We start from the raw sequence: 25,142 nt of genomic DNA, 5'->3' as shown, positions 1-25,142 counted from the left end.
CCTCTGGCACTCCTTGGCCGTCACGGGTCGGGGCTCGATGGTCACTCGTCGCGGTGAGCGTGGTTGTCGTTCTCGCAGCCGGGCTGCTGCCCGATTACCGTCTCTTGGCGCGATTCCGCTCGCTACGTTTCCGGTGCGCTGGTTCACAACAATTACTCACGGTTGCCAACCTGTCCATGGCACCTACGTTTACGCGCTTCCGCCAGCAGTTGCTGGTGATCTGCGGGCTGGTCAGTCTGAATCCATTCGTGTTCGCGATCGTTGCGACGGTAGCGACCCTGCCGCTGGCCGCGCTGAGCTGGTTTCTGATAGAGAAGCCGTCTCAGTCGCTGAAGTCGCGACTCAAGCGGAAGCGGTCCGGCTCTGAGCTCGCTGAAGCCGAGCAGCCCGCCTAGTCGCTGTCGTTGCTGCACCAAAGGTTTTCCCACCGCACGCCGAGCCGACCCCGACAATCACGTTATGATGGCGCCACATGGGATATGGGACGGCGGCGCGACCGCGCACGAAACTGGCGCAGGTATTCGATCCAAGACGGAACGCACTGAACGCTTTCCGGTTGGCGTTGGCGGCTGAGGTAATTCTGTGGCATTCCTTCTCCGTCACCGGCCACAGCGTGTCGTCCAAGCCGCTTCTCCAGCTTCTCTTCTCGGTTGGGGTTGACGGGTTCTTTGCGCTTTCGGGATTCTTGATCACGTCGAGTTGGCTTCGGAACCCTCAACTGCGTGACTATCTCCTCGCTCGAGCTCGTCGCATCCTCCCCGGGCTCTATGTCTGCCTGGTGGTGACCGCCTTCGTGTTCGCCCCGCTCAGTCTGGCAATTCAGGGTCGCGCGGTTACGCCGCTTCTATTGTCCAGTGCGCCAGTCCAGTACGTCTTGAAAAACAGCACACTGTTGTCGGCGCTTCAGCTGGATATCGCGGGGACACCGAGAGGGGTGCCTGACGCCGGGATCTGGAACGCTTCTACCTGGACGCTGATATGGGAGGTGCTGTGCTATCTCGCCGTTGCCGGCATCGGCCTGATCGGACTCGCTAATCGCCGTTGGGTTTCTCCGGCAATCTTTGCGCTCGCAGTGCTTGGGGCAGCATTGTTGCCACCACTTACCTTCCCGGGGGAATGGACCAACTTGCAGCTAGCTGCGCGCTTCGCGATCATGTTCTCGGCTGGGGCGCTGCTATATCAGTGGCGACACGTCATCCCCGCTCGGTGGTCGCTCGTCGCGGTGAGCGTGCTCATCGTTCTGGCGTCGAGCCTGCTGCCCGACTACCGGCTGGTCGGTGGCCTTCCGCTGGCGTACGCCGTCATCGTTTCGGGTTCGTTGATCCGCAACAAGCGGTTGAGATTGCGTACAGACCTTTCCTACGGAACCTACATATATGCATCCCCGACTCAGCAATTGCTGGCCGTCAGTGGGCTTGCCGGCTTGAACCCCTTGCTGTTCTTCGTCATTACGACCACCGCAACGCTGCCGCTGGCCGCGCTGAGCTGGTTCCTAATCGAGAAGCCCGCACAGTCCCTCAAATCCCGAATCACGCCGAAGTGGTCTGCTCCCCAGCTCTCCGAAGCCTCCCGAACCTGACGCCAGCGGGGTAGCCCCGAATGCGTCAACAGCAGCACGGTCAGTACTTCGGCCCCACGCTGATCGCCGCATATGGCACTGGGTTCCAACCACGCTCGGTAAAGCCGACGACACGCTGGCCTGCCCCAGCCCCGATCCGGATACATCGCGAACAACGGGATATGGCTGAACACGATGATCGGGGTATCGCGCCAGCCGCAGCCAAGGCCCGGTGTTTTCGAAACATGATGGCAGTCATGCCATCTGATAGCAGGGGTGTCACACGGCTTAGGCCGGCTGTTCGGGGTGCGGCGGGGCGAACACCTCGATGACCCCATTCGTCTCACGAACCATCAATCTGGGCAAGGGCTTTGGCGCGATCGGCAGTTGATGGGCGAGCACCTCTCCCGCGGGAGAAAACGAGGTCGAATGGCAGGGGCAGCGCAATCTGTCGTCCGGCGCGTCGAACCACAACCGGCACCCCTGATGCGTGCATACTCCGGATACGGCCTGCGGCTTGCCGTCGACGCGGCGGACGAATCCGCTGACCGAACCGAGATCAAACGCGTGCATGCGCCCGTCGGGTACGTCCGAACTGACCGCGATCCGTTGCCAGCTTCCATCATTGGGCGTCAGTTGCCCGGCGACGGCGGGGCCTTCGGTGACGCTTCCCGTCACGGCCCGGTCAATGGAGACCGCGGTGACCGCGGCGGCCGCCGCGGCGGACGTACCGACGATGACCTGACGGCGCGTCGTGTTCGGCGTGGGAACAGGCTGCGCGGGGACGCCGGACATTTGTTCGGCCAGGCGCCGGTGCAGATCGTCAAGGAATTCCTGGCGCGGAGCGTCGTCACCCTGTCCGGCTGCGCACAACTCGATCGCCGTACGGATCTGTGCGGCCTCAAAGTCGTCGGGCGCAAACGGTTTTGGCCGGCGTCCCCGCAACAGATCGTCGACGTAACGGCGAAACCCTCGCGCATTCATAACTGGCCCCCATCGTTGACCTGCGCCGCCAGCCGCAGCGCCCGATGTTGGAGCACTTTGGCGTTGGCGACGCTTATTCCGAGTTCCGCGGCTGACTCCTTGATCGAATTGCCTTGCAGGAAACGTAGTTCCAGAATATGGCGATAGCGGTCCGGGAGGTTGTCGAGAACCTGGGCGACGCGTGCCGGTGCGGTACTGATCGCTTCCTCGCTATCGGGTGGTTGCTCGATGTCCTCCTCGATCGAGGTTATCTCCCGCCCCAGGGTCTCGCGCCAATGCGCGGCCAGCACCGTTCGCGCGGTGGCGCGCAGGTACGCGCGCACTTCGCCGATACTCGCGGTCAGCCGCAGCGGCCGCAGCGCGGCGAGAAACACCTCGGCGGTGAGGTCCTCGGCGTCCGCCCGGTTACCGACCCGGGCGAACAGCGTCCGGTACACCCAGGTCGCGTTGTCCTGGTACACGGTCTCCCAGTCGGTGTAGCCGTCGTTGGGCACCGCGCGCAGGGGGCGTGGGCTCGCGGGTTCGTTTGGTGACGTCACGTGCCTCCCTCACCCGATCAATAGCTGCGGGGGTTACACCCGTTCCGGGCACGGCCTCTATGCATCGTTCTAGCAAAAGAAGTCCGGATGGTCGCGCGCGGTGGACCATGGTCGCGTTCTGTGTGCTCGTCCAGACCAGCGACCTTCTTGGCCGCTGCCTTGCTCGCCGGTCGGGCCAGGACGGCGGCACGCGACGGAGCGGCAAGCTGAAGGGAATTTGCCCGGGGTGTTCGTCTGGTGACCTTGACGACCGCCGACGCGACAGCTCCGCCACCGACCATGGCCTGGCGCACGCTGACGTCTGTCGTGGTTGCCGCGGCGCTGCTCCTGACCGTAGTTTCACTGCTCGACTATTCAGTCGCATAGCGGCGGTCGACGAGACTCTGCCTGCACCCACAGGGACGCCGGTCTCGAATTCGCGGCGGTAGGCGGAGCCTGAACAGTAGCCAACCCATCATTTTCTCCTGATTAACCGCGGGCCGGCCACCTAACAATCGCCGTACAGAGCAAACTCATAGAAGCTGCTGACTTCGAGGCCAACTTGACCCCCATGGATCACCGATTTGCTTGCACCGCAAGGCAAATACCTCTACCTTGACTTAGGTTGACGCGACCGCGCTACGACGTATGGCAACGCGAAGACGACACGAGGGGCGCAGTCGGATGAAACTGGGTCAGGTATTCGATCCGCGAAGCAATGCGCTCAACGCGTTCCGGCTCGCGCTGGCGTTCGAAGTGATCGTGTTCCACTCCTACCTGATCCCCAACCGCACCGTCTCGTCCAAGGCGGTTCTCCAGCTTCTCCTGTGCGTGGGAGTCGACGGGTTCTTCGCGATATCCGGATTTCTGATCACCTCGAGTTGGCTGCGCAACCCGCGACTGCGTGATTATCTGACCGCTCGAGCGCTGCGCATCCTGCCCGGCCTCTATGTCTGCCTGGTCATCATCGCGTTCGTCTTCGCCCCGCTCAGTGTGGCGATTCAGGGAGGTTCACCCGCAAAACTACTCATGTCCAGCGCGCCGTTCGAATACGTCGTGAAAAACGCCACCCTGGTGTCGGTGTTTCAGTTCGGCATCGACGGAACCCCACGAGGGGTCCCGGATCCCGGCATCTGGGACGGCGCCCTGTGGTCGCTCATCTGGGAGGTGATGTGCTACCTCGCCGTTGCCGCCTTGGGCATCGTCGGACTCGCCCGTCGCCGGTGGACCTCGCCCGTAATCTTCGCACTCGCCCTGGTCGGCTCGATAATGGTTGCGCCGCTTGAATTTCCGGGGGCATGGAGCATTCCGCAGCTCATTGCGCGCTCCGCCATTACGTTTTCGGCCGGAGCCATGATGTATCAATGGAAAGACCTGATTCCCGCGCGGTGGTGGCTCGTCGCGGTCAGCATGGTCATCGTTCTCATCTCCGGTCTACTGCCGAATTACCGTGTCCTCGCGGCTATTCCGCTGGCGTACGCCATCATTGTTTCGGGGTCGCTCCTCCACAACAAGCGCCTGAGTCTGCGTACGGATCTGTCCTACGGCATGTACATCTACTCGTATCCCGCTCAGCAGATGCTGGCCGTCTGCGGGCTTGCCAGCCTAAATACGTTGGCGTTCTTTGCCCTTGGGGTGCTCACTACCCTGCCGCTCGCCGCGCTGAGCTGGTTCCTGGTGGAAAGGCCCGCGATGTCGCTGAAATCCCGCCTCAAGCGCCGGTGGGCCACCGGTGACCGCGATGCGGCGGTGGGTCAATCCGGTCCGTCGGCGACCAGCTCGTCGAGCTTCGTGGCGGTCGCGGAAAGCACTGATTTGGCTACGCCCAGTATCCGCTCGCGCACCCGAGGCTTGGCCGACTCCGGGGGTAGTAACTGGCCCACAAGATGACCGAAGAGATCCAGCCGGACCGCGGCCAGCCAGGCGGTCAGGTCCGCGTCGTCGAACCAGCGCAGCTGATTGCTGTAGTCGGCGAGCGCGATACGGAGCCAGTCGAGGTCGGTGTCGGGGTGCGGCAACGGCACACACACCTGGTTCTTGCTGACATCATCGGGATAAGCCGCCTCCACATGGGCGATCAGCGAGGCGCTGAATATCTGTTGGCAGCCGCGAACGCTTTGCAGTGTGATTCGCCCGTCATCGAAAATTGCTGTCGCAGGGCGCTTTTCAGCGCCGTCGGCGGTGCAATCGATGTAGAGCGCGCGCCCGTCCATCGCCACCTCACCGCCGTCGAGGACCATTTTGTCGCTCTCGATGGCCAGCAGGTGGCCCTTGCGAACGACATCGCCGATGCGACGCAACTGGTCCAGTTCGGCCAGGGTGACGGTCGCGCAGCGGTACATCGTGGGGCGCACCGCCGGGTCGATCCGCAGCAAGGTGCCGGCGTCCTCAAGGCGCGCGAAAAGATCATCGGGTGAGGTGGCGTCCCTGATCGCCCGCAGCTGTGCGATGAAGCCGGCTTTGATCCGGTCGGCGAACATGGACCCGGGCTGCATCGTCGCGCGATCCAGGAGCCAGGAGTCGCGGGGCACGATCCAGGTGAGCCGTTGCGGCGCGATGCCATGGCCAAGCAGCCACAGGCAGGTGTCGATGCCGGTCTTGCCGGCCCCAACGACGACGTAGCGTTCGTGCGCGGCGCGGCCGGGCAGCTGGTTGGGCGGGACGCAGGCGATGCCCGGCGCGACCCGATACGGCGGTGGGCGCATCGCGGGCACCGTGACCCGCATGTAGGTGGCGTCGACGACGCGGCACGTCACTTCAACGGTGTACTCCGCCCCGGCCAGGGTGACGAAGCGGCCCGCACCCTGGTATTCACTCTTCGGGAAGTAGCGGACGCGCCCGGTCGCCACCAGCTGCTGGCGCATGACGTGGTCGTAGTAGGCGCAGACTTCTCCGGCGGTCGCTAGCTCGTAAAGCCCCTCGTTCCAACCGCTCTGGTCGATCGTGTCGCGCCCGAGCCGAAGCGAGTTGACACCGTAGAAGACCGAAGGCTGATGCAACCGGACGAACGGGTACGCGACCGTCCAATGGCCACCCGGCGCATCGTTGCGGTCGACCACCACGACGCGGGCCTTTGTCGCTGAAGTCTCTGTGACCAGCGTGTCGACGAACGCCATGCCCATGGCGCCCGCGCCGATCACGAGGTAATCGGCCTCGATCGTGTGCATCGGGATAAAGGCTAACCCCACCCGCCGGCGTCCCACGTGGGTTGGGCCGCGAGCGCCTCGACCGCGCCGAGGGGTGAAGCGGTTTGCACACCCGGGTCATTGGAGTCCGGCTTGACTGAGCAGATCTCGGCATTGGGCGGCGGTGCGTTAGCGGACGACCCCTGCGCGATACGTGCCCCGCCGGCGACCGTCCGGACGTCGACGCTGCCCGGGCTCCCGGCTGACCCCGCGGGTGAACCAAACGGACCCGTCGATCGTTTTGCCAGCAAGGAGGTGAATCCAGTGCCTATTCTCACCGGCACTGGCCGTTCACCATCGCCCGCAACGCAATTATCGACGAGAGCCGCACAGCACCGGCCCGCAAGCCCCGGGCAGGTCGCTGATCGCCGACGCGATCGCGCGCTCATTGGCCGTCCGACGGCCAACTACCGATCTGGCCTACCAGGAGATGAGAGTTACACGATGATGCCGCTACGGCGGCCCGGGACGCCGCACGGCGGCGACCTCTCCGGGCATGACGAGTACGCGATGTGGGATGCCGCATACGTGCTCGGATCACTGTCGTCGGTCGGACGGCAGGAATTCGAAGCGCACCTGGCCGGCTGCCCGTTGTGCCCGAGCGCCGTCGGCGAGCTCAGCGGCTTGCCGGCCCTCCTATCGCAGCTCGATCGTGACGAGGTGGCGGCAATCGACGAGGCAGACCGCAGTGGCGACGAACCGGTGCCGCCCGACGAGTTGCTGCCAACCCTGCTGGCCAAGGTGAACTGGCGGCGGCGCCGGTCGGCCATCGTGACATGGACGACTGGGGCCGCCGCCGCCGCGGTGCTCGCGATCGGCGTGTTCGTCTGCATCGCGGCCCCTTCTCCGACATCCGCGCCTACGCCGCAGGCGAGCGTGGCGGTTGCGCCGATGGCGCAGGTCGGGACGAACAGACTGGCCTCGACGGTCTCGCTCAGCAGCCAGCAGTGGGGAACGCTCATCGCGATGAACTGCGTCTGCCTGGCTCCGGTCAACTCCGATCACGACACGCTCGCGATGGTCGCGGTAGGTCGCGACGGTAGCCACACTCGGTTGGCAACCTGGGTGGCAAATCCGGGCCATACCGCGACGGCGACCGGCAGCATTTCCACGCCTGTCGGTGAAATCGCCGCTGTGCAGGTGGTTTCCGCCGACAGCGGCCAGGTGCTCCTGCAACGTTCACTGTAGATTTCGCCGGGCGCCCCATCGTGTGCTTGCTTGCCAACCCCGACTCATTGTTACTAGGATATGCAAGTAATCTGAGCTTAGCCCGTCCGCGATCAACCTGAGGACAGTCATGACCACACAGATCCCGCACTTCATCGACGGGAAGCGCGTCGCCGGGCAGTCCACCCGCACGGCCGACGTCTTCAACCCCAGCACCGGCCAGGTGCAGGCGAAAGTCCCGATGGCCTCGTCGGCCGACATCGATGCCGCGGTATCATCGGCGGTTGAGGCGCAAAGGGGCTGGGCCGCAACGAATCCCCAGCGCCGCGCGCGGGTGATGATGCGGTTCATCGACCTGGTCAACAAGAACATCGACGAGCTGGCCGAGTTACTGTCCCTCGAGCACGGCAAAACGGTGGCCGATGCGCGCGGCGACATTCAGCGCGGCATCGAGGTGATCGAGTTCTGCGTCGGGATCCCCCACTTGCTCAAGGGCGAATACAGCGAGGGTGCCGGTCCGGGCATCGACGTCTACTCGCTGCGTCAGCCCCTGGGCGTGGTCGCGGGCATCACCCCGTTCAACTTCCCGGCGATGATTCCGCTGTGGAAAGCCGGGCCCGCCCTCGCCTGCGGGAACGCATTCGTGCTCAAGCCGAGCGAACGCGACCCGTCGGTCCCGGTGCGCCTGGCCGAACTGTTCCTCGAGGCCGGCCTGCCGCCCGGAGTGTTCCAGGTCGTCCATGGCGACAAGGAAGCCGTCGACGCGATCCTGCACCACCGGAACATCAAGGCGGTCGGCTTCGTCGGCAGCTCAGACATCGCCCACTACATCTACTCGACCGCCGCGGCCAACGACAAGCGATCGCAGTGCTTCGGCGGCGCCAAGAACCACATGATCGTGATGCCCGACGCCGACCTCGACCAGGCCGTCGACGCGCTGATCGGCGCCGGGTACGGCAGCGCCGGCGAGCGCTGCATGGCAATCAGCGTCGCGGTGCCCGTCGGCGAGCAGACCGCAGACCGGTTGCGCGCCCGGCTAATCGAGCGGATCAACAACCTGCGGGTGGGACACAGCCTGGACCCCAAGGCCGACTACGGCCCACTGGTCACCGAGGCCGCGCTGGCCAGGGTGCGCAACTACATCGATCAGGGAGTGGCCGCCGGCGCCGAAATCGTGATCGACGGCCGCGACCGCCGCAGCGACGACCTGACCTTCGGTGACGCCAACCTCGAAGGTGGCTTCTTCATCGGGCCGACCCTGTTCGACCACGTCACCGCCGACATGTCGATCTACACCGACGAGATCTTCGGGCCGGTGCTGTGCATCGTGCGGGCGCACGACTACGAGGAGGCGTTGCGGCTGCCGTCCGAGCACGAATACGGCAATGGCGTGGCGGTCTTCACCCGCGACGGCGACGCCGCACGCGATTTCGTGTCACGAGTGGAGGTGGGCATGGTCGGCGTCAACGTGCCGATCCCGGTCCCGGTCGCCTATCACACCTTCGGCGGCTGGAAGCGCTCCGGCTTCGGCGACCTCAACCAGCACGGCCCGGCTTCGATCCAGTTCTACACCAAGGTCAAGACCGTGACATCGCGGTGGCCGTCCGGCATCAAGGATGGCGCCGAATTCGTCATCCCGACAATGGATTAGGGCCATGTTCGCCCTGAATGACGACGAACGGGTCATCAGCGAAACGGCGGCCGCGTTCGCCGCCAAGCGCATTGCCCCGTACGCCTTGGAATGGGAAGCGACCAAGCACTTTCCGACCGAGGTGTTGCGTGAGGCCGCCGCGCTCGGCATGGCGGCGATCTACTGCCGCGACGACGTCGGCGGCAGCGGGCTGCGCCGGCTCGACGGGGTGCGGATCTTCGAACAGTTGGCCATCGCCGATCCCACCACCGCCGCATTCCTGTCGATCCACAACATGTGCGCATGGATGATCGACAGCTTCGGCACCGACGAGCAACGCAAGGAATGGATTCCGCGGCTGGCGCCGATGGATGTCATCGCCAGCTACTGCTTGACCGAGCCCGGCGCCGGGTCGGACGCCAGCGCATTGAGCACTCGCGCCGTCAAGCAGGGCCCCGAAAAAAACGCAGACTACGTGCTCGACGGCGTCAAGCAGTTCATCTCAGGCGCGGGCGCCTCCGACGTCTATCTGGTGATGGCCCGCACCGGCGGCGAGGGCCCGCGCGGAATTTCGGCCTTCATCATCGAGAAGGGCACTCCGGGACTGAGTTTCGGCGCACTCGAGGAGAAGATGGGCTGGCACGCCCAACCGACCGCACAGGTGATCCTGGAGGGAGTGCGGGTTCCCGCCGACGCGATGCTGGGCGGTGCCGACGGCGAGGGCGCCGGCTTCGGCATTGCGATGAAGGGCCTCAACGGGGGCCGGCTCAACATCGCGGCCTGCTCGCTCGGCGGCGCGCAGTCGGCCTTCGACAAGGCGGGAGCGTATGTGCGTGAGCGCCAGGCGTTCGGCTCCGCGCTGCTCGACGAGCCCACCATCCGCTTCACCCTGGCCGACATGGCGACCGGCCTTCAGACCTCGCGAATGATGTTGTGGCGCGCTGCAAGTGCGCTGGACGCCGACGACCCCGACAAGGTCGAGCTGTGCGCGATGGCCAAACGCTATGTCACCGATACCTGTTTCGAGGTGGCGGACAAGGCGCTGCAACTGCACGGTGGCTATGGCTACCTGCGCGAGTACGGTCTGGAAAAGATCGTCCGGGATCTTCGGGTGCACCGAATTCTCGAGGGGACCAACGAAATCATGCGGGTGGTCATCGGTCGCGCCGAGGCCGGCCGATTCAGGGCCACCGCTTAGGAAGGCAGCAATGACGGAGCCTTTTAAGATCGCCTTCTTGGGGCTGGGGAACATGGGCGGCCCGATGTCGGCGAACCTGCTCGGCGCGGGACACACCGTGCGCGGCTTCGACCCGGTGCCCGCGGCGGCGGCAACCGCGGCAGAAGGCGGCGTCGAGGTCTTCGACAGCGCGGCTGACGCGGTCGCCGAGGCCGACGTGGTGATCACCATGCTGCCCAACGGAGACATCGTCAAACGCTGCTACGCCGAGGTGCTGCCGGTTGCGCGCGCCGGTGCGCTGTTCATCGACAGTTCCACGATCTCGGTCAACGACGCCCGCGAGGTGCACTCACAGGCGTCGTCGCACGGGGTTGCGCAGCTGGATGCCCCGGTCTCCGGCGGAGTGAAGGGCGCCGTCGCCGGGACGCTGGCATTCATGGTCGGGGGCGAAGAGCCGGCGGTGCAACAAGCACGGCCGGTGCTGGAACCCATGGCGGGCAAGATCATTCACTGCGGCGACGCCGGGGCCGGCCAGGCCGCCAAGGTGTGCAACAACATGGTGCTCGCGGTGCAACAGATTGCGGTCGGCGAGGCGTTCGTGCTGGCCGAGAAGCTCGGGCTGTCGGCGCAGTCGCTGTTCGACGTGATCACCGGCGCCACCGGCAACTGCTGGGCGGTACACACCAATTGCCCGGTGCCGGGTCCAGTCCCGACGTCGCCGGCCAACAACGACTTCAAGCCGGGCTTCGCGACCGCGCTGATGAACAAGGACCTGGGCCTGGCGATGGACGCGGTGACGTCAACGGGTTCAGCCGCCCCGCTGGGCACGCACGCCGCCGAGATCTACGCGAAGTTCGCCGCCGACCACGCCAACAAAGATTTCAGCGCCGTCATCGAGCTGCTCCGCAACAGCTGAGTCAGAAATCACCGGCGTTGCGGCGCAAGGTATCAATCGACTCCACCAGCGCCTGCGATTCGGCGGTGTCCATGCCGATATCGGCGAACACCTGCTCGTTGAGCGTGACGGTGGCATCCTCGACCGTCGAGCGGCCGAGGTCGGTGATCTGCACCAGCGTCGTGCGCCCGTCGGTGGGGTGCGGCACCCGCTGAACCAGTCCGTCAGCTTCCAGCCGGCGAATCGCGTGGGTCACGCTGGTGACATGGACCTGCAGCCGGTCCGACGCCTTGGTGATGGGCAGCGCCCCGGTCCGGCTGAAGGCCAGCAGGCGCAGCAATTCGTAGCGCGAGAAACTCAGGTCATAGGGTCGCAGCGCCGTCTCCACGCGGGCCAGCAGGATCTGATGGGCACGCATCACCGAGGTCACCGCGACCATGCCCTGCGAAACATCTCCCCAGCCCGCGCGCTCCCAGTTGGTACGCGCCGCGGCGATCGGGTCGCGCTTCTTGTCCGGGGCCACGCCTTTTCTTACCGCACTCGCGGTAAAAGCGGGTCAACCGGCGCGATTCAGTGAGTGATCATCTGCCGACCGCGGACAGCACCGCGAGAGTGGATACGCGGCTGCCCACGGTAATCCGCGCGCCGCCGTCCGGATAGCAGCGCACCCGAAGCCCGCTTTCGGCGAATACCTCACTCCATTGCCGCCCCTGCCCGGTCTTCGACGGCAGGTAGGTGAAATTCGCGTGCGCGTCGGTCGTGTATATCCCCAGCCCGGACAGCCGCATCCGAAGGTATCGGCGCTCGGAGATGATCATCCGAATCCGTTGCAGTAGTTCATCTTCCGCGTCATAGGACGCCGCGACCGCGGGCAAGCTGGTCATCGCGATGCCGAACGGCAGCTGGTGGGACCACATCGTGGCGGCCAGCTCGGGCGCCGCGACCCCATAGCCGACCCGCAGCCCGGCCAGCCCGTACGCCTTGGAAAAGGTCCGTACCACCACCACGTTGGGGAATCGCCGCGTCAGCGCCGAAACCTCGATCTGGTGTTCGGGTTCGGCGAATTCGATGTACGCCTCGTCAAGCAGCACGATGGTGTCGCGGGGCACCCGGCGCAGGAACCGGAACAGGTGTGACGCCGGCTCCAGCGTGCCGGTGGGATTGTGCGGGCGGCACACCACCACCACACGGGCACTCGCGGCGGCATTAGCCAGGCGATCGAGGTCGTTGTGACCGCCCTTGTAGAGCGGCACGGTCACCGAGTTCAACCGCGCCATCTGCGCGATGATCGGGTAACCGTCGAAGGTGGGCGTCGACATGACCATCGTGTCACCCGGAACGGTCAGTGCCTGCAGGGTCTGCAGCACCACGCCCGTCGCTCCGGCGCCCAGCACCACCTGATCCGTACCGACCCCGATGCGACTCGCGATCAGGTTGCGCAGCCGATCGGGCACGAATTCCGGATACCGGTTGACCGCATCGATCGACTTGACCAACACCGATCGCACCGCGGGAAGCGGAGGGAATGGATTTTCGTTGAGCGACAAGGCCAGTGGATCGATCCTGGGCGCGACCGCTCCATCGGCCTGCGCCGTGTCGGAAACTACGCTGGGTTGCATCAGTTTCGCCCGCCCCAGCGCACCGCCGCCGCGGCGGCGAAGTCACCGGCGTGGGCGAAGCCCGCCATCAGCACCACATCGCCGGACTCGAGTCGACCGTCGGATATCGCACGCTCCAGATCGATCGGGATACCGGCAACGGACAGATTGCCGCACTCGTCAAAGGTGTCGCGGTGGCGTTCCGGCGGCGGGTCGAGCGCGTCACGCCAGTTGCACAGAAATGCCATGTTGGGCTGGTTGGTGATCATCAGACCGATGTCTTTGGCGGGCAAGCTGATTCGGTTACAGACCGCGAAAGCCACGAGGTCGCGGCCCCCACCCCCAGCCCGGCCCCACTGCGGCTGTACCCGTCAGCCATCGTGGCGGAGAACTCGTGCTTGGCCAGGACGGCGGTGAGGCTGGAGCGGAAATGCGCGGCGCCATAAGGATTTTCGGTGTTGGCGCCGTCAATGCCGAGGATGTGGTCCACGCCGATTGACGCAAGACATTCGACGATACTGCCAACCACCCGCTGCTTCCGAGGCATCTGCTCACCTAAGTTCGATTGAGACGATGCCTAGGGCACGAACCAGGTGAGCCACCGGTTCACCTGACGGCGGTCTTTACAGTGAACGCTCCAACAGAACCTGGCCGCTATCGGCGGCGACGATCTGCACGGCCGCAATCTGCTCGATTGGCGTCGAGATGCTCGCGGCCGGCGTCGCGGTGTGGCCGGGTTCGGCGACCCAGGTCGCCAACCGAGTCTGGCTGCCGTCGCGACCGACCACCACCATCGCCAGCGTGTCATGGTGCGCATACGGCGGAGCCAGGCAGACGCACTTCAAGTTGATGGACGTCCCCCAGTGCTGGCTGGAAATCTGCACCGTCGACGTCAGCAGGTTGGTACCCACCTGCGCCATCTCCGACGAGGCGGCCACCGGCTGCGTCGGCGTCGCCGACGGGGAATGAGTCTGAATGCCGACGAACACGCCTACCGCCAGCACCGCGGCCGCGGCGGACGAGGCCACCCAGGTAATCGCGCGCGTGCGGCGTCGGCGCCAAGCCACCTTGGCCAGCAGCGACGGCAACAGCTCGGGCGACATCTCCGGTGTCGCGGGCGGCACGTCGCCGGACTGGGCGATCGCGGTCGCTTCTTCACGATCAAGCTGCGAAAGCAGGGCCGGCACTCCGCTGAGCTCAGCGACGGCCTCCCGGCATGCCGCGCAATGGGCCATGTGACCCTCGAATTCGCGGCGGTCCACGGACGACAACGACCCCAGCACGTACGCGGCATCCCACATCGCGTAGCGGTGATTGTCACCCATGATCAGACCCAAGACCTCGTTGTCGCCTGGCGGGCCTACACCTCGCATCGGCGTCTTCATTTCATCCATCTCCTGTCACCCTTCAAGCATTCGGAGCCGATGACCACACGGATTGGTGCCCCGAAAAGGCATCGCGCTGTCATCGTGTAACTCCGAGTTCCTGCAGAGTGAGCCGCAAAGCCCGCACGGCATAGTGTAATCGCGACTTCACGGTTCCTTCGGCAATCTCAAGGTCCGCAGCAATCTGCGCGGTGGTCCATCCGCGGTAGTAGGACCGCTCGATGACGGCCCGGTGCTCCGCGGACAGCTGCGTCATCGCGTCGGCGATCAGCAGCCGGTCCAGCGCCGCATTGACCTCGTCGGGCGTGGCCTGCTCGGGCGCTCCCTCTGTGTCGAGGGAGCCGACGACGTTGCGATACCGCGCGCTGCGCCGATCGTCGATGATCATGTTCCGGGCAACGGTGAACAACCAGGCGCGCGCCGACCGCTCGGTGTCGCCGATGACTTCCGGGTGCTGCCACGCCCGGAGCAGCGTTTCCTGAACAACATCCTCGGCGTGGCTAGCATCGCCGGTCAGCCGCAGCGCATAGCGCCACAAGACGGCGGCGTGCTCGTCGTAGAGCGCCTTCATCAACGCGGCTTCTGCAGCCGCAGTACCAGCACCCCGAGCCACTCGATCACCTCCTGCCCATTGACACGAGTCGAGTAGGTGTTTAGTTCGAGATTCAGCTCAGGGTGAGAATGCGGGGCCCGTCGTCGGTGACCGCCACGGTGTGCTCCCAGTGCGCCGCACGGGATCCGTCGGTCGTCGTGACCGTCCAGTCGTCCTCGAGCACCCTTGTTTTACCTGTTCCGAGGGTCAGCATCGGCTCGATGGCCAGCACCGAACCGGGCGCAAGCAGCGGTCCACGGCCTGGAGCGCCCTCGTTGGGCAGGAATGGGTCCATGTGCATCTGCCGGCCGATGCCGTGGCCGCCGTAGCCCTCGACGATTCCGAACGCGCGCCGGTGGCGGACCTCCGCCGCACGCGTTCCCATTTCGATGGCATGCGCGACATCGGTCAACCGGTTGCCGGGGATCATCGCCGCGATTCCGGCTTCCAGCGACTCTCGGGTCGCCGCGGAGAGCGCGTCGTCGGCGGGATCGAGTGACCCGACCCCGAACGTGATCGCGGCGTCACCATGCCAGCCGTGCAGCACCGCGCCGCAGTCGATGGACACCAGATCACCGGGGGCCAGTATTTCCGCCGCGGAGGGGATGCCGTGCACCACCCGGTCGTTCACGGATGCGCAGATCGACGCCGGGTAGCCGTGATAGCCCAGGAAGGAGGGGGTGGCGCCGGCCCCCCGGATGACCGACTCGGCGATTTCGTCGAGGCTCAGCGTCGACGAACCGGAGACCGCGGCCGCATGCACCGCCTGCAGCGCGGCGGCAACCACGGCGCCGGCCGCGGCCATCGCGTCGAGTTCGCCGGCGCTGCGCTGCGGCACCACCTTGCGACTCCGCAGCCGCGCCAGCGGGTTCATCGTTACTTGCCCAGCGCCCGCAGCGCGCGGGCGAATACCTCGTCCACCGTTCCGATGGCGTCGACGGTCTTCAATGCGTCGCGGTAGTACTCCAGCAGCGGAGCGGTTTCGTCGCGGTAGACCTTCATCCGGTTGATGATGACTTCTTCGGTGTCATCGGCGCGGCCGCGGCCCTTGAGCCGCTGCAGCAACTCGTCCTCCGACACCCGAAATTCCAGCACCGCGTCGATGTCCGTGCCGCGGCGTCCGAGCATGTCGTGCAGCGCTTTGGCCTGCTCGATCGAGCGGGGATACCCGTCCAGGATGAAGCCGTTGGCCGTGTCCGGGGCGTCCAACCGGTCGTCGACGAGCTGGTTCGTCAGCTCCGAGGGCACCAGGTCACCGGCATCCAGGTAGCGCTTGGCCTCCAGGCCCAGCTTGGTGCCTTCCCCGATGTTGCTGCGGAACAGGTCCCCGGTGGAGATCTGCGGGATCCCGAGCTTCTCGCTGAGCTTTTCCGACTGTGTGCCCTTACCTGCCCCCGGTGGCCCCAGCAAAACGACTCTCACTTGAGGAACCCTTCGTAGTTGCGCTGCATGAGCTGACTCTCGATCTGTTTGACGGTATCCAACCCGACGCCAATCATGATCAGAACCGCCGTCCCGCCGAACGGCAGATTCTGCACCGCCCCGGCGTTGCCGATCTGCAGGAACAGGTTGGGCAGCACCGCGATCGCACCGAGGTAGATCGAGCCCGGGAGCGTGATCCTGCTCAGCACAAAACGCAGATAGTCGGCGGTGGGCTTGCCCGGCCGGATGCCGGGGATGAAGCCGCCGAACTTCTTCATCTCGTCAGCGCGCTCGTCGGGATTGAAGGTGATCGACACATAGAAGTACGTGAAGAAGATGATCAGCCCGAAGTAAATGCCGATGTAGACCGGATCGCTCGGGTCGGACAGGTAAGTGCCGACGAACTTGTCCCACCAGCCGTTGCCCACGCCGCCGCTACCGCTGCGGACCAGCTGCGTGACCAGGTGCGGAATGTAGATCAGCGACGACGCGAAGATGACTGGGATAACACCGGCCTGGTTGACCTTGAGCGGCAGATACGTCGAGGTTCCGCCGTACATGCGCCGGCCCACCATGCGCTTGGCGTACTGCACCGGGATCCGGCGCTGGCCCTGCTCGACGAACACCACGCCGACGATGATCAGCAACGCCGCGAGCAGGACCGCGGTGAAGATCATCCCGCCGCGGCTGTCCAGGATCGTCTTGCCCTCGGAGGGAATGCGCGCGGCGATGCCGACGAAGATCAGCAGCGACATGCCGTTGCCGATGCCGCGTTCGGTGATCAGCTCGCCCATCCACATCACCAGCGCCGCGCCGCTCGTCATCACCAGCACGATGACAACCAGGGTGAAAATGCTCTGGTCGGCGATGATGTCCAGCGAGCAGCCCTGCAGCAGGCCGCCGTTGGCCGCCAACGCCACGATGCTGGTGGCCTGCAGCACGGCCAGGGCGATCGCCAGGTAACGCGTGTACTGCGTCATTTTGGCCTGGCCGGACTGGCCTTCCTTGCGTAATTCCTCGAACCGCGGGATCACCACGGTCAGCAGCTGCACGATGATGCTGGCGGTGATGTAGGGCATCACGCCCACCGCGAACACCGTGAGCTTGAGCAGCGCGCCGCCGGAGAACAGGTTGATCAGCGAGTAGATCTGGCCGGCTTCGCCACCGCTGGCCTCTTTGATGCACTGCTGCACGTTCGGGAAGTTGACGCCGGGCGACGGCAACGCCGCACCGACGCGATACAGCACGACAATGCCGAGCGTGAAGAGGATCTTCCGTCTCAAGTCGACTGTTCGCAGCGACGAGATGAAAGCCGAAAGCACTCTATCCTCCTGCGCGGCCGGGGGTCATCCTGCGTTACGCGCCCAACACCCGCAGGCCAGGACGTACGGCGTCACGCGTCAAATCGAGTTCGAGACTAACAGCTGGCCGGACTGGATCCTTAAAAGGGCGTCACGGAGCCGCCCTAAACGGGCTGAAAAAAATTCAGGAAGCAGACAGCCACGGGGCGTAGAGTTTTGACAGCTCGTTGCATTTGCTAAGTATCAAAGCTGGCTGCCGAGGATTAAGGAGCACCATGACACGCACTGACCAAGACAGTTGGGATCTGGCCTCCAGCGTCGGCGCGACGGCCACGATGGTCGCCGCGGCCCGCGCGGTGGCCAGTAACGAGGCCAACCCGATTATCAACGACCCGTTCGCCGGGCCCTTGGTGCGCGCGGTCGGGCTCGACTTCTTCCGCCGGGTGGTCGACGGCGAGCTCACCACCGCCGAGACCGACGGCGGCCAAGGGGACCTGCGGCTCGAGACCGACTCGATTGCGGTTCGCACCCGCTTCTTCGACGACTTCTTCCTCAACGCCGCCCGTGACGGGATCCGCCAGGCGGTGATTCTGGCCGCCGGGCTCGACGCGCGCGCCTACCGGCTGTCCTGGCCGAACGGCAGCGTGGTCTACGAAGTCGACCAGCCTCAAGTCATCGAGTTCAAGACCGCCACAATGTCGAGCCTGGGCGCCGCACCGTCGGCCGAGCGGCGCACCGTCGGCATCGATCTTCGGGAAGACTGGCCCGCGGCCCTGCGCAGCAGCGGCTTTGACGTGACCCAGCCGACGTCGTGGAGTGCCGAGGGGTTGCTGATGTATCTGCCCCCCGAAGCTCAGGACCGGCTCTTCGACAACATCACCTCGCTGTCCGCGCCTTCAAGCAAGCTGGCCACCGAGTTTCATCCGCCTTCCGACACGACGATGTCCGAGCGTGCACAGCAATTCAACCAGCGGTGGCTCGACTTGGGTTGCGACATCGACCTGTCGGGATTGTTCTTCGAAGGTGACCGCAGCGATGTCATCGAATACCTGAGCGACCGGGGCTGGCAGGTGAATTCTCGGCCACGGCGCGAACTGTTCAGCGATTACGGCCTCGACTTCCACGACAGCGAGGCGCTGGGCCAGCTGCGCAACATCGTCTCCGTTACCGCGACTCTCAGTTAGGAAGTCAACATGACGAATACCGAAGGCAGCGATACCAAGCGATTTGATGGCGACAGTTGGGATTTGGCGTCCAGCGTGGGAGCCACCGCCACCGCGGTGGCGGCCCGCCGCGCCATGGCCTCGAGGGGCCCCAACCCGTTGATCGACGATCCGTTTGCCGAGCCACTGGTCAACGCCGTCGGCGTCGACGCGTTCATCCGGATGATGAACGGCCAGGTCGAACTGTCCGAGGACGATCCCGCGTTCACGCCGCAGCGGCTCAGCGAAGGCATGGCCGTGCGCACCCGGTACTTCGACACGTTCTTTCTCGAGGCCACCGAGGCCGGGGTGCGCCAAGCGGTCATTCTGGCATCCGGGCTGGATACCCGTGCTTACCGGCTGCCGTGGCCGGACGGCACCGTGCTCTACGAGATCGACCAGCCGCAGGTGATCGAGTTCAAGACCCGCACCCTGGCCGACCTTGGAGCGGCCCCGACCGTCGATCGCCGTACGGTCGCGATCGACCTGCGTGACGACTGGGTGGGTGCGTTGCGCGGCAACGGATTCGACTCGACCCAGCCGACGGCCTGGATCGCCGAGGGACTGCTCGGGTACTTGCCGCCGGACGCGCAGGATCGCCTGTTCGACAACATCACCGCACTGTCGGCCCCCGGCAGCCGCATCGGCACCGGCTACGTTCCCGACATGCGCGACCGCGTCGAAAAGCGGGGCCGCGAGATGAGCGAACGCTGGCGCCGGATGGGCCTGAATCTCAACTGGTCCGAGCTGGTCTACACCGGTGAGCGCAACGACGTGGCGGCCTACCTGACCGAACGTGGCTGGCAGACGGCGGTGCGCAGCACACCGGAGATGTACGCGCACAATGGTTTTGAGTTCCCCACCGAGCCATCCATGGTCGCCTTCGGCGACATCAAATACCTGTCCGCGACCCTGGGAGCCAGAGCATGACACGCACCGAACAAGACACCTGGGATCTGGCCTCGAGCGTGGGGGCGACCGCGACCTGGGTCGCCGCCTGCCGGGCTCTTGCCAGCCAGCAAGCGGGCGCCCTGATCGACGATCCATTCGCCGACCCGCTGGTTCGCGCGGTGGGTGCGGATTTCTTCATCCGAGTGCTCGACGGCGAAATCACCGATGAGACCGGCGGTATCGACCCCGACGCGGACCCCGAGGTGGAGTTCAACCTGCAGCGGATGGTCAACATGATGGCCGTACGCACCCGGTATTTCGACGATTTCTTCACCGACGCGACCGCCGCCGGCATCCGTCAGGTCGTCATCCTGGCCTCCGGCCTGGACTCGCGCCCCTACCGACTGGCCTGGCCCGAGGGCACCGTCGTGTACGAAGTCGACCAACCGGCGGTCATCGAGTTCAAGACCGAAGCCTTGTCGAAGTTGGGCGCCCAGCCCACAGCGGAGCGCCGAACCGTTGCGGTGGACCTGCGCGACGATTGGCTAAATGCGCTGCGCCAAGCCGGCTTTGACGAGACGAAGCCCGCGGCGTGGAGCGCTGAAGGCCTGCTGATGTACCTTCCCCCGGACGCGCAGGATCGGTTGTTCGACGCCATCACCACGCTGAGCGCACCGGGCAGCCGGCTGGCCACCGAATACCACCGTGACGGCATGCCCCTGCTGGAGAAACGCGCCAAGGCGATGGCCAAACGCTGGGGGCAATTCGGCTTCGACACCGACGTCTCCGCCCTCGTCTATCACGGTGAGCGCACCCCGGCCGCGGAATACCTGAGCGCGGCCGGCTGGCAGATTACCGCGCGCACCCGCGCCGATCAGTTCGCCAAGGCCGGTCTGCCCGTGCCGCCGGGCCAGGGCCTCCAGGCGCTGGAGAACCATATTTCGGTGATTGCCGTCCTGCAGTAGCGCTTAGCTGGGTTTGGCGGCCGGCGCGCGCACCACCAGGGGCACGGCGGGGAAGCACCACGCCAGCTCCGAGCGCGACTTGCGCAGGACGGCGGTGCCGTAGCCCCGCTTGCGGTGGTCGGGGTGAATCCAGATCCGCACGTTGACTTCGCCGTTGGCGAGCTCGCCGAACACCATGCCGACTTTCTCGCCGGAATCGACGGCGACGAACCAGGCGGCCTCCTCGTCGTCGACACGGCTCAGTGCCGCACGGATCTCGTCATCGAGGTCGCCCGGCGGTCCGCCGGAGCCGTCGCCGGCCGCGCCGATCTCCTCGGTGCGGGTCGCGAACAGGTCGCGGTCCTCGTCGGCGGAGAATGGCCGGAGCTCCAGGCTCTCGCCCGAGCTCGCGGGCCGCTCCCCGAGCGTGAAGCTCAGCTGCTTGTTCAGGTCTTCGAGTTCGGCGAGGATCTTCCGGCGCGAGTCGATGGTGAGCTGCTCGAAGCACATGCCCATCACCGCTTCGGCAGCGAGGTGGGACGTGTCGAGCAACTTGACGATCGCCTCGACGGCGACTTCCTTGTTTTCCGACTCCACCACGACATCGGCAATTTCATGCCGGCGTTCAAGAGCTTTCAACAGTGCGTCTGCGATCTCTCTGCGGGCGGCTTTGCGGTCCTGGTCAGTCATTGCACCAGACTAGAACGCCGAGCCGGTCGCCGCGCTAGATCCTCGGGTCCGACGCGCGCGATGGCCGTCCTCCCAGTTCCAGGAAACGGCGGTAGCGGTCCTCGACCGCGGTCGTCCAGGCGCGATCGGGGTCGACGATGCGCTCGGTCGAGACCCAGCGATCGGCGTCGGCGATCGACGTCTCCAGCCCGGCCGCCATGCGGCCCAGGAAAGCCGCTCCCAGTGCCGCGCCCTCGGCCACCCCAGATACCTCCACCGGCCGGCCGGTGGCGTCGGCGATGGCCTGCATCCATGGCTGCAACCGGGTCCCGCCGCCGGTGGCCACGATGCGCGACACCGGCGCTCCACTGAGCTCGATCAGCTGACGGACGACGAAGCCGGACGCCTCGTAGGCGGCCCTGCGCAGCGCAGCCGGGCCGTGGGTGAGATCGACGCCGTCGAGCACGGCCCGCCGGTCCGGGTCGTGGAACGGGGTGCGTTCCCCGCGGATGTACGGCGACCACACCGGGACCCGGTGCGGATCGACCGACCCCGGATCGGCCGGCCCGATCACGCGGTCCACCCAGCCAAGAAACAGCCCACCGGCGTTACTGGCGCCGCCGACCTGGCTCTTGGGCGCCTTGGTGTGCGGAATGGTCCACAGCCCCGGCACCTGACGGGCCTCGGGGATGGTCACCCAGACGATCAGCGTGGTGCCACACATCACCAGCACCTCGCCGTCGCGATCGGCACCGGCCACCATCTGCTCACACAGCGCGTCCACCGCACCGGTCGCGAGCACCGCACGGGTTCCGTGCACCTGCCCGGCCGCGGCGCCGATCGTCTCCACCCGGGGCATCTGTCCGGCGCTGGCGCCGCGCTCGGCGCAGGCCGCCGGGTTCCAGCCGGTCCCGTCGTAGAGCGGGAAAGAGGTGGCCGCGGTGGCGAAGTCGATCACCGCCTCGCCCGCCAGGGCATGGTTGGCCACCGCCGGCGCCGGCCAGTATCCGGCCGCCCCAGGAACTTCGGCAGCCGTCCAGCGCAGGAACTCGGCGGCTTCGCCCAGCGCGGGAAGCGGCTGATCGCCCGCTACCCTGCCGCGCTCGTCGCCGTACAGCAGTCCCGGACTCAGGGGCCGGCCCGCGGCGTCGACGGCGGCCAGCGACGGAACCATCGCCGACACGGCCACCGCGCGGACCTCGGGCCCGGGAACCAGCCGCTGCAGCTGCTCGAAGGCCGTCAAAGGGCCGCGCCGCCACGCCTCGTCGGCGTCGTGCTCCAGCCGGTCGGGGCTCGGCACCCGCACCCGGTGCGGGATCCGCACCCGCGCCGTAACGCGGCCGTCGGCGTCGGCGGCGACCGCTTTGACCGCGGTGGTCCCGATGTCGATGCCGACCGTGACGCCGTTGCGTGACACGGGCGTCACCGTACGCCAGCATTGGCACTCGTGACATCAAGACCGCGTGCCCTGGTAACCGCCCCGCTGCGTGGTCCGGGATTCGCCAAACTCCGGCAGCTGGCCGAGGTGATCTACGACCCCTGGATAAGTGAACTCGATCAGACCCCGCTGCGGATCTACAGCCCGGAGCAATTAGCCGAACGGGTCAGCGCCGAAGCCGCCGACATCGTTGTCGTGGAGAGCGACTCGGTGCGCGGCCCGGTGTTCGACTTGGGTTTGCGTGCGATCGCCGCCACCCGCGGCGACCCCAACAACATCGACATCGCCGGAGCCACCGCGGCGGGCATCCCGGTACTGAACACCCCGGCCCGCAACGCCGACGCGGTCGCCGAGATGGCGGTGGCGCTGCTGCTGGCCGCCACCCGTCACCTGCTGACCGCCGACGCGGATGTGCGCAGCGGCAACATGTTTCGCGACGGCAGCATTCCCTATCAGCGCTTCCGGGGTGCCGAGATCGCGGGGCGCACCGCGGGGCTGGTGGGCCTGGGCGCCGTCGGCCGGGCGTTGCGATGGCGGCTGTCCGGCCTGGGTCTGCGGGTCATCGCCCATGACCCGTACCACGACGAAGCCCACCACAGCCTCGACGAACTGCTGAGCCAGGCCGACGTGATCTCGCTGCACGCACCGGTCACCGACGACACCACGGGGATGATCGGCGCGAATGAATTCGCTGCCATGCGCGACGGTGTGGTTTTCCTGAACACCGCCCGCGCGCAGTTGCACGACACCGACGCGCTCGTCGATGCGCTGCGCAGCGGCAAGGTGGCCGCGGCGGGGTTGGATCACTTCGTGGGCGAATGGCTGGCGACGGATCATCCGTTGGTGGGCATGCCCAACGTCGTGCTGACCCCGCACATCGGCGGGGCCACGTGGAACACTGAGGCTCGGCAGGCGCAGATGGTCGCCGACGATCTGGAAGCGTTGCTGACCGGCAACAGACCCGCCCATATCGTCAACCCGGAGGTGCTCGGTCCATGACGTCCGTGAAATCCGTTGACAATGCCGAAACCGCGGTACTGGACGCGGCCAAGGACATGCTGCGCCGCGGGCTGGTCGAGGGAACCGCCGGCAACATTTCGGCGCGGCGCTCCGACGGCAACATCGTCATCACCCCGTCGTCGGTCGACTACCGCGACATGGAGCTCGACGACCTGGTGCTCGTCGATCCGGACGGCGCTGTGCAGCACGCCAAGGACGGTCGGGCGCCGTCGTCGGAGATGCAGCTGCACCTGGCGTGCTATCAGGCGTTCGGCGACATCGGCAGCGTCATTCACAGCCATCCGGTGTGGGCGACGATGTTCGCCATCGCCCACGAGCCGATTCCGGCCTGCATCGACGAATTCGCGGTCTACTGCGGCGGCGATGTCCGGTGCACCGACTACGCGGCGTCCGGCACACCCGATGTCGGGGCTAACGCCGTCAAGGCGCTGGAAGGCCGCGGCGCCGCCCTGATCGCCAACCACGGCCTGGTCGCGGTGGGGCCCCGCCCCGACAAGGTCCTGCACATCACCGCCCTGGTCGAGCGCACCGCTCAAATTGTCTGGGGTGCGAGAGCTCTCGGCGGCCCGGTCCCGATTCCCCAAGAGGTGAACCGCAACTTCGCCGGCGTCTACGGCTACCTGCGCGCCAACCCTCTATGAGCCGCGTTCAGCTGGGCCGCGCGTGCGTGACGCGCGTCGTGGAATTTCAGTTCGAGTTGGGCACTCGGTCTTTCGCCGACACCCCTGGGTCCGGATGGCACGACAACGCCGACCTGCTGGTGCCGGACTTCTTCGAACCCGAGACCGACAAATGGCGGATCGCGGTGCAAAGCTGGGTCGTCGAGGTGGACGGGCTGACCGTCGTCGTGGACACCGGCGTCGGCAACGATCGCCAGCGCCCGCACATGCCGCCGCTGGATCATCTGGACACCGCGTTCCTCACCGCGTGGGAGTCGGCCGGCATCGACCGCGACGCCGTCGATGTGGTGATCAACACCCACATCCACTCCGACCACGTCGGATGGAACACCATGCTGGAAGACGGCAGCTGGGTACCGACCTTTCCCAACGCACGATATCTCGCGCCCGCAGACGATTACCGCTATTTCGCACCGGACGGACCGGTGGCACGCCGGTCGCCGCGCACCGAGCAGGAAGCGACCCAGCAGCGCGGCGATCAACTGGTGTTCGCCGACAGCGTGTCGCCCGTCGACGAGGCGGGTCAACTCGTCTGCTGGTCGGACGACCACGAGATCAGTCCGTCCCTGCGGCTGCGGCCCGCTCCGGGACACACCCCCGGCTCCTCGGTGCTGTGGCTGGAGGCGGGGATGCCCGCGGTGTTCGTCGGCGACCTCACCCACAGCCCGATGCAGGTGCGTCGCCCCGCCGAGGCCTGCGCCTTTGACGTCGACGCCACCGCTGCCGCCGCGACTCGCCACCGGATCTTCACCGAGGCCGCGCAGGCCCATGCCACGGTGATACCCGCGCACTACCCCGGTCACGGTGGCGCAAAAATCCGCGCGGTCGCCGACCAATTCGACGTCGACGAGTGGATGGACATCGAAAAGCTCTGAGCAAGAACCGA

The 25,142-nt window shown here is 66.1% G+C and carries 25 protein-coding genes and 2 pseudogenes; 14 read left to right on the top strand and 13 right to left on the bottom strand.

Translation table 11 applies throughout. The annotated features are described in order from the left end of the window. Nucleotides 1-176: 176 nt before the first annotated feature. Nucleotides 177-395: a hypothetical protein gene (locus OK015_RS06760; protein ID WP_268130189.1), complete on the top strand. Its 219-nt coding sequence runs from the start codon at nt 177-179 to the stop codon at nt 393-395. A gap of 77 nt (nt 396-472) precedes the next feature. Next, a complete protein-coding gene (locus OK015_RS06755) occupies nt 473-1,579 on the top strand; it encodes an acyltransferase family protein (RefSeq protein WP_268130188.1) in 1,107 nt (368 codons plus the stop codon). A 267-nt stretch (nt 1,580-1,846) separates the two neighbouring features. On the opposite strand, the gene OK015_RS06750 is transcribed toward OK015_RS06755, so the two are convergent. Both OK015_RS06750 and OK015_RS06745 read right to left on the bottom strand, forming a co-directional pair. Further along, nucleotides 1,847-2,542, bottom strand: coding sequence for a Rieske (2Fe-2S) protein (locus OK015_RS06750; RefSeq protein WP_268130186.1), 696 nt, complete (start codon nt 2,540-2,542; stop codon nt 1,847-1,849). Next, on the bottom strand, nt 2,539-3,081 hold the full coding sequence (locus OK015_RS06745) for an RNA polymerase sigma factor (protein ID WP_268130185.1): 543 nt from the start codon (nt 3,079-3,081) through the stop codon (nt 2,539-2,541). The genes OK015_RS06750 and OK015_RS06745 overlap by 4 nt, the downstream gene beginning before the upstream one ends. Nucleotides 3,082-3,318: 237 nt before the next feature. On the opposite strand from OK015_RS06745, the gene OK015_RS06740 reads away from it, so the two are divergent. The 6 genes from OK015_RS06740 (at nt 3,319) to mmsB (ending at nt 11,135) form a co-directional block, all read left to right on the top strand. Next, entirely contained in the window at nt 3,319-3,447 is a 129-nt protein-coding gene (locus OK015_RS06740) for a hypothetical protein (RefSeq protein WP_268130183.1), read from the top strand. A 297-nt stretch (nt 3,448-3,744) separates the two neighbouring features. Further along, nucleotides 3,745-4,950, top strand: a complete 1,206-nt coding sequence (locus OK015_RS06735) for an acyltransferase family protein (RefSeq protein ID WP_268130181.1) — start codon at nt 3,745-3,747, stop codon at nt 4,948-4,950. A gap of 1,742 nt (nt 4,951-6,692) precedes the next feature. After that, nucleotides 6,693-7,433, top strand: a complete 741-nt coding sequence (locus OK015_RS06730) for an anti-sigma factor family protein (RefSeq protein WP_442791270.1) — start codon at nt 6,693-6,695, stop codon at nt 7,431-7,433. A 109-nt stretch (nt 7,434-7,542) separates the two neighbouring features. Beyond that, on the top strand, nt 7,543-9,063 hold the full coding sequence (locus tag OK015_RS06725; RefSeq protein ID WP_268130178.1) for a CoA-acylating methylmalonate-semialdehyde dehydrogenase: 1,521 nt from the start codon (nt 7,543-7,545) through the stop codon (nt 9,061-9,063). A 4-nt stretch (nt 9,064-9,067) separates the two neighbouring features. Beyond that, a complete protein-coding gene (locus tag OK015_RS06720; RefSeq protein ID WP_268130177.1) occupies nt 9,068-10,240 on the top strand; it encodes an acyl-CoA dehydrogenase family protein in 1,173 nt (390 codons plus the stop codon). Between the two features lie 10 nt (nt 10,241-10,250). Continuing rightward, nucleotides 10,251-11,135, top strand: a complete 885-nt coding sequence (gene mmsB, locus OK015_RS06715) for a 3-hydroxyisobutyrate dehydrogenase (RefSeq protein ID WP_268130176.1) — start codon at nt 10,251-10,253, stop codon at nt 11,133-11,135. Between the two features lies 1 nt (nt 11,136). Here the strand turns inward: mmsB and OK015_RS06710 are convergent, their stop codons facing one another. The 9 genes and pseudogenes from OK015_RS06710 to secY all read right to left on the bottom strand — a co-directional run bounded on the left by OK015_RS06710 (nt 11,137) and on the right by secY (nt 17,433). Continuing rightward, the gene (locus tag OK015_RS06710) at nt 11,137-11,637 is read right to left on the bottom strand and encodes a MarR family winged helix-turn-helix transcriptional regulator (RefSeq protein WP_268130174.1); all 501 of its coding nucleotides are present in this window, start codon (nt 11,635-11,637) and stop codon (nt 11,137-11,139) included. A gap of 58 nt (nt 11,638-11,695) precedes the next feature. Next, entirely contained in the window at nt 11,696-12,733 is a 1,038-nt protein-coding gene (locus OK015_RS06705) for a pyridoxal phosphate-dependent aminotransferase (RefSeq protein ID WP_268130173.1), read from the bottom strand. Continuing rightward, a pseudogene (locus OK015_RS06700) lies at nt 12,733-13,035 on the bottom strand (3-oxoacyl-[acyl-carrier-protein] synthase III C-terminal domain-containing protein); the annotation flags it as partial. The gene OK015_RS06705 and the pseudogene OK015_RS06700, both read right to left, overlap by 1 nt. Further along, nucleotides 13,035-13,259: pseudogene (locus OK015_RS06695) on the bottom strand (thiamine pyrophosphate-binding protein); the annotation flags it as partial. The pseudogenes OK015_RS06700 and OK015_RS06695, both read right to left, overlap by 1 nt. Nucleotides 13,260-13,335: 76 nt before the next feature. Beyond that, the gene (locus OK015_RS06690) at nt 13,336-14,106 is read right to left on the bottom strand and encodes an anti-sigma factor family protein (protein WP_326498522.1); all 771 of its coding nucleotides are present in this window, start codon (nt 14,104-14,106) and stop codon (nt 13,336-13,338) included. A gap of 70 nt (nt 14,107-14,176) precedes the next feature. Beyond that, on the bottom strand, nt 14,177-14,710 hold the full coding sequence (locus OK015_RS06685) for a sigma-70 family RNA polymerase sigma factor (protein ID WP_268130171.1): 534 nt from the start codon (nt 14,708-14,710) through the stop codon (nt 14,177-14,179). Nucleotides 14,711-14,762: 52 nt separating this feature from the next. Continuing rightward, nucleotides 14,763-15,563: a type I methionyl aminopeptidase gene (gene map, locus OK015_RS06680; RefSeq protein ID WP_268130169.1), complete on the bottom strand. Its 801-nt coding sequence runs from the start codon at nt 15,561-15,563 to the stop codon at nt 14,763-14,765. 2 nt (nt 15,564-15,565) lie between these two features. Further along, nucleotides 15,566-16,111 carry an adenylate kinase gene (locus tag OK015_RS06675; protein ID WP_268130167.1) on the bottom strand — a complete coding sequence of 182 codons (546 nt, stop codon included), beginning with the start codon at nt 16,109-16,111 and terminating at the stop codon, nt 15,566-15,568. Beyond that, nucleotides 16,108-17,433, bottom strand: a complete 1,326-nt coding sequence (secY, locus tag OK015_RS06670) for a preprotein translocase subunit SecY (protein ID WP_268130165.1) — start codon at nt 17,431-17,433, stop codon at nt 16,108-16,110. Before secY ends, OK015_RS06675 begins: the two co-directional genes overlap by 4 nt. A gap of 254 nt (nt 17,434-17,687) precedes the next feature. On the opposite strand from secY, the gene OK015_RS06665 reads away from it, so the two are divergent. From OK015_RS06665 to OK015_RS06655, 3 genes are read left to right on the top strand one after another with little or no spacing between them, the layout of a single operon-like run. Then, the gene (locus tag OK015_RS06665; protein WP_268130163.1) at nt 17,688-18,596 is read left to right on the top strand and encodes a class I SAM-dependent methyltransferase; all 909 of its coding nucleotides are present in this window, start codon (nt 17,688-17,690) and stop codon (nt 18,594-18,596) included. Nucleotides 18,597-18,605: 9 nt separating this feature from the next. Next, complete coding sequence (locus OK015_RS06660; protein WP_268130161.1) at nt 18,606-19,544, top strand: class I SAM-dependent methyltransferase; 939 nt, start codon at nt 18,606-18,608, stop codon at nt 19,542-19,544. Next, the gene (locus tag OK015_RS06655) at nt 19,541-20,470 is read left to right on the top strand and encodes a class I SAM-dependent methyltransferase (protein ID WP_268130159.1); all 930 of its coding nucleotides are present in this window, start codon (nt 19,541-19,543) and stop codon (nt 20,468-20,470) included. The genes OK015_RS06660 and OK015_RS06655 overlap by 4 nt, the downstream gene beginning before the upstream one ends. Nucleotides 20,471-20,473: 3 nt before the next feature. Here the strand turns inward: OK015_RS06655 and OK015_RS06650 are convergent, their stop codons facing one another. Together OK015_RS06650 and OK015_RS06645 are read right to left on the bottom strand one after the other, a co-directional pair. Beyond that, on the bottom strand, nt 20,474-21,139 hold the full coding sequence (locus OK015_RS06650) for a GNAT family N-acetyltransferase (RefSeq protein ID WP_268130157.1): 666 nt from the start codon (nt 21,137-21,139) through the stop codon (nt 20,474-20,476). Nucleotides 21,140-21,173: 34 nt separating this feature from the next. After that, entirely contained in the window at nt 21,174-22,535 is a 1,362-nt protein-coding gene (locus OK015_RS06645) for a xylulokinase (protein ID WP_268130155.1), read from the bottom strand. Between the two features lie 30 nt (nt 22,536-22,565). On the opposite strand from OK015_RS06645, the gene OK015_RS06640 reads away from it, so the two are divergent. From OK015_RS06640 to OK015_RS06630, 3 genes are read left to right on the top strand one after another with little or no spacing between them, the layout of a single operon-like run. Then, nucleotides 22,566-23,555: an NAD(P)-dependent oxidoreductase gene (locus tag OK015_RS06640; protein ID WP_268130153.1), complete on the top strand. Its 990-nt coding sequence runs from the start codon at nt 22,566-22,568 to the stop codon at nt 23,553-23,555. Beyond that, on the top strand, nt 23,552-24,217 hold the full coding sequence (locus tag OK015_RS06635) for an L-fuculose-phosphate aldolase (protein ID WP_268130151.1): 666 nt from the start codon (nt 23,552-23,554) through the stop codon (nt 24,215-24,217). The genes OK015_RS06640 and OK015_RS06635 overlap by 4 nt, the downstream gene beginning before the upstream one ends. Further along, entirely contained in the window at nt 24,214-25,131 is a 918-nt protein-coding gene (locus tag OK015_RS06630; RefSeq protein WP_268130149.1) for an MBL fold metallo-hydrolase, read from the top strand. The genes OK015_RS06635 and OK015_RS06630 overlap by 4 nt, the downstream gene beginning before the upstream one ends. Nucleotides 25,132-25,142: the final 11 nt, after the last annotated feature.

The organism is Mycobacterium sp. Aquia_216, from assembly GCF_026723865.1.
GTDB lineage: Bacteria > Actinomycetota > Actinomycetes > Mycobacteriales > Mycobacteriaceae > Mycobacterium.
This window is presented reverse-complemented; position numbering and strand designations above follow the sequence as displayed.

Excerpts from the sequence above, each read along its gene's own strand:
- OK015_RS06760 (WP_268130189.1), top strand. The coding sequence starts at position 177 with ATGGCACCTACGTTTACGCGCTTCCGCCAGCAGTTGCTGGTGATCTGC.
- OK015_RS06755 (WP_268130188.1), top strand. The coding sequence starts at position 473 with ATGGGATATGGGACGGCGGCGCGACCGCGCACGAAACTGGCGCAGGTA.
- OK015_RS06750 (WP_268130186.1), bottom strand. The coding sequence starts at position 2,542 with ATGAATGCGCGAGGGTTTCGCCGTTACGTCGACGATCTGTTGCGGGGA.
- OK015_RS06735 (WP_268130181.1), top strand. The coding sequence starts at position 3,745 with ATGAAACTGGGTCAGGTATTCGATCCGCGAAGCAATGCGCTCAACGCG.
- OK015_RS06730 (WP_442791270.1), top strand. The coding sequence starts at position 6,693 with ATGCCGCTACGGCGGCCCGGGACGCCGCACGGCGGCGACCTCTCCGGG.
- OK015_RS06725 (WP_268130178.1), top strand. The coding sequence starts at position 7,543 with ATGACCACACAGATCCCGCACTTCATCGACGGGAAGCGCGTCGCCGGG.
- OK015_RS06720 (WP_268130177.1), top strand. The coding sequence starts at position 9,068 with ATGTTCGCCCTGAATGACGACGAACGGGTCATCAGCGAAACGGCGGCC.
- mmsB (WP_268130176.1), top strand. The coding sequence starts at position 10,251 with ATGACGGAGCCTTTTAAGATCGCCTTCTTGGGGCTGGGGAACATGGGC.
- OK015_RS06705 (WP_268130173.1), bottom strand. The coding sequence starts at position 12,733 with ATGCAACCCAGCGTAGTTTCCGACACGGCGCAGGCCGATGGAGCGGTC.
- OK015_RS06690 (WP_326498522.1), bottom strand. The coding sequence starts at position 14,106 with ATGGATGAAATGAAGACGCCGATGCGAGGTGTAGGCCCGCCAGGCGAC.
- map (WP_268130169.1), bottom strand. The coding sequence starts at position 15,563 with ATGAACCCGCTGGCGCGGCTGCGGAGTCGCAAGGTGGTGCCGCAGCGC.
- OK015_RS06665 (WP_268130163.1), top strand. The coding sequence starts at position 17,688 with ATGACACGCACTGACCAAGACAGTTGGGATCTGGCCTCCAGCGTCGGC.
- OK015_RS06660 (WP_268130161.1), top strand. The coding sequence starts at position 18,606 with ATGACGAATACCGAAGGCAGCGATACCAAGCGATTTGATGGCGACAGT.
- OK015_RS06655 (WP_268130159.1), top strand. The coding sequence starts at position 19,541 with ATGACACGCACCGAACAAGACACCTGGGATCTGGCCTCGAGCGTGGGG.
- OK015_RS06650 (WP_268130157.1), bottom strand. The coding sequence starts at position 21,139 with ATGACTGACCAGGACCGCAAAGCCGCCCGCAGAGAGATCGCAGACGCA.
- OK015_RS06635 (WP_268130151.1), top strand. The coding sequence starts at position 23,552 with ATGACGTCCGTGAAATCCGTTGACAATGCCGAAACCGCGGTACTGGAC.
- OK015_RS06630 (WP_268130149.1), top strand. The coding sequence starts at position 24,214 with ATGAGCCGCGTTCAGCTGGGCCGCGCGTGCGTGACGCGCGTCGTGGAA.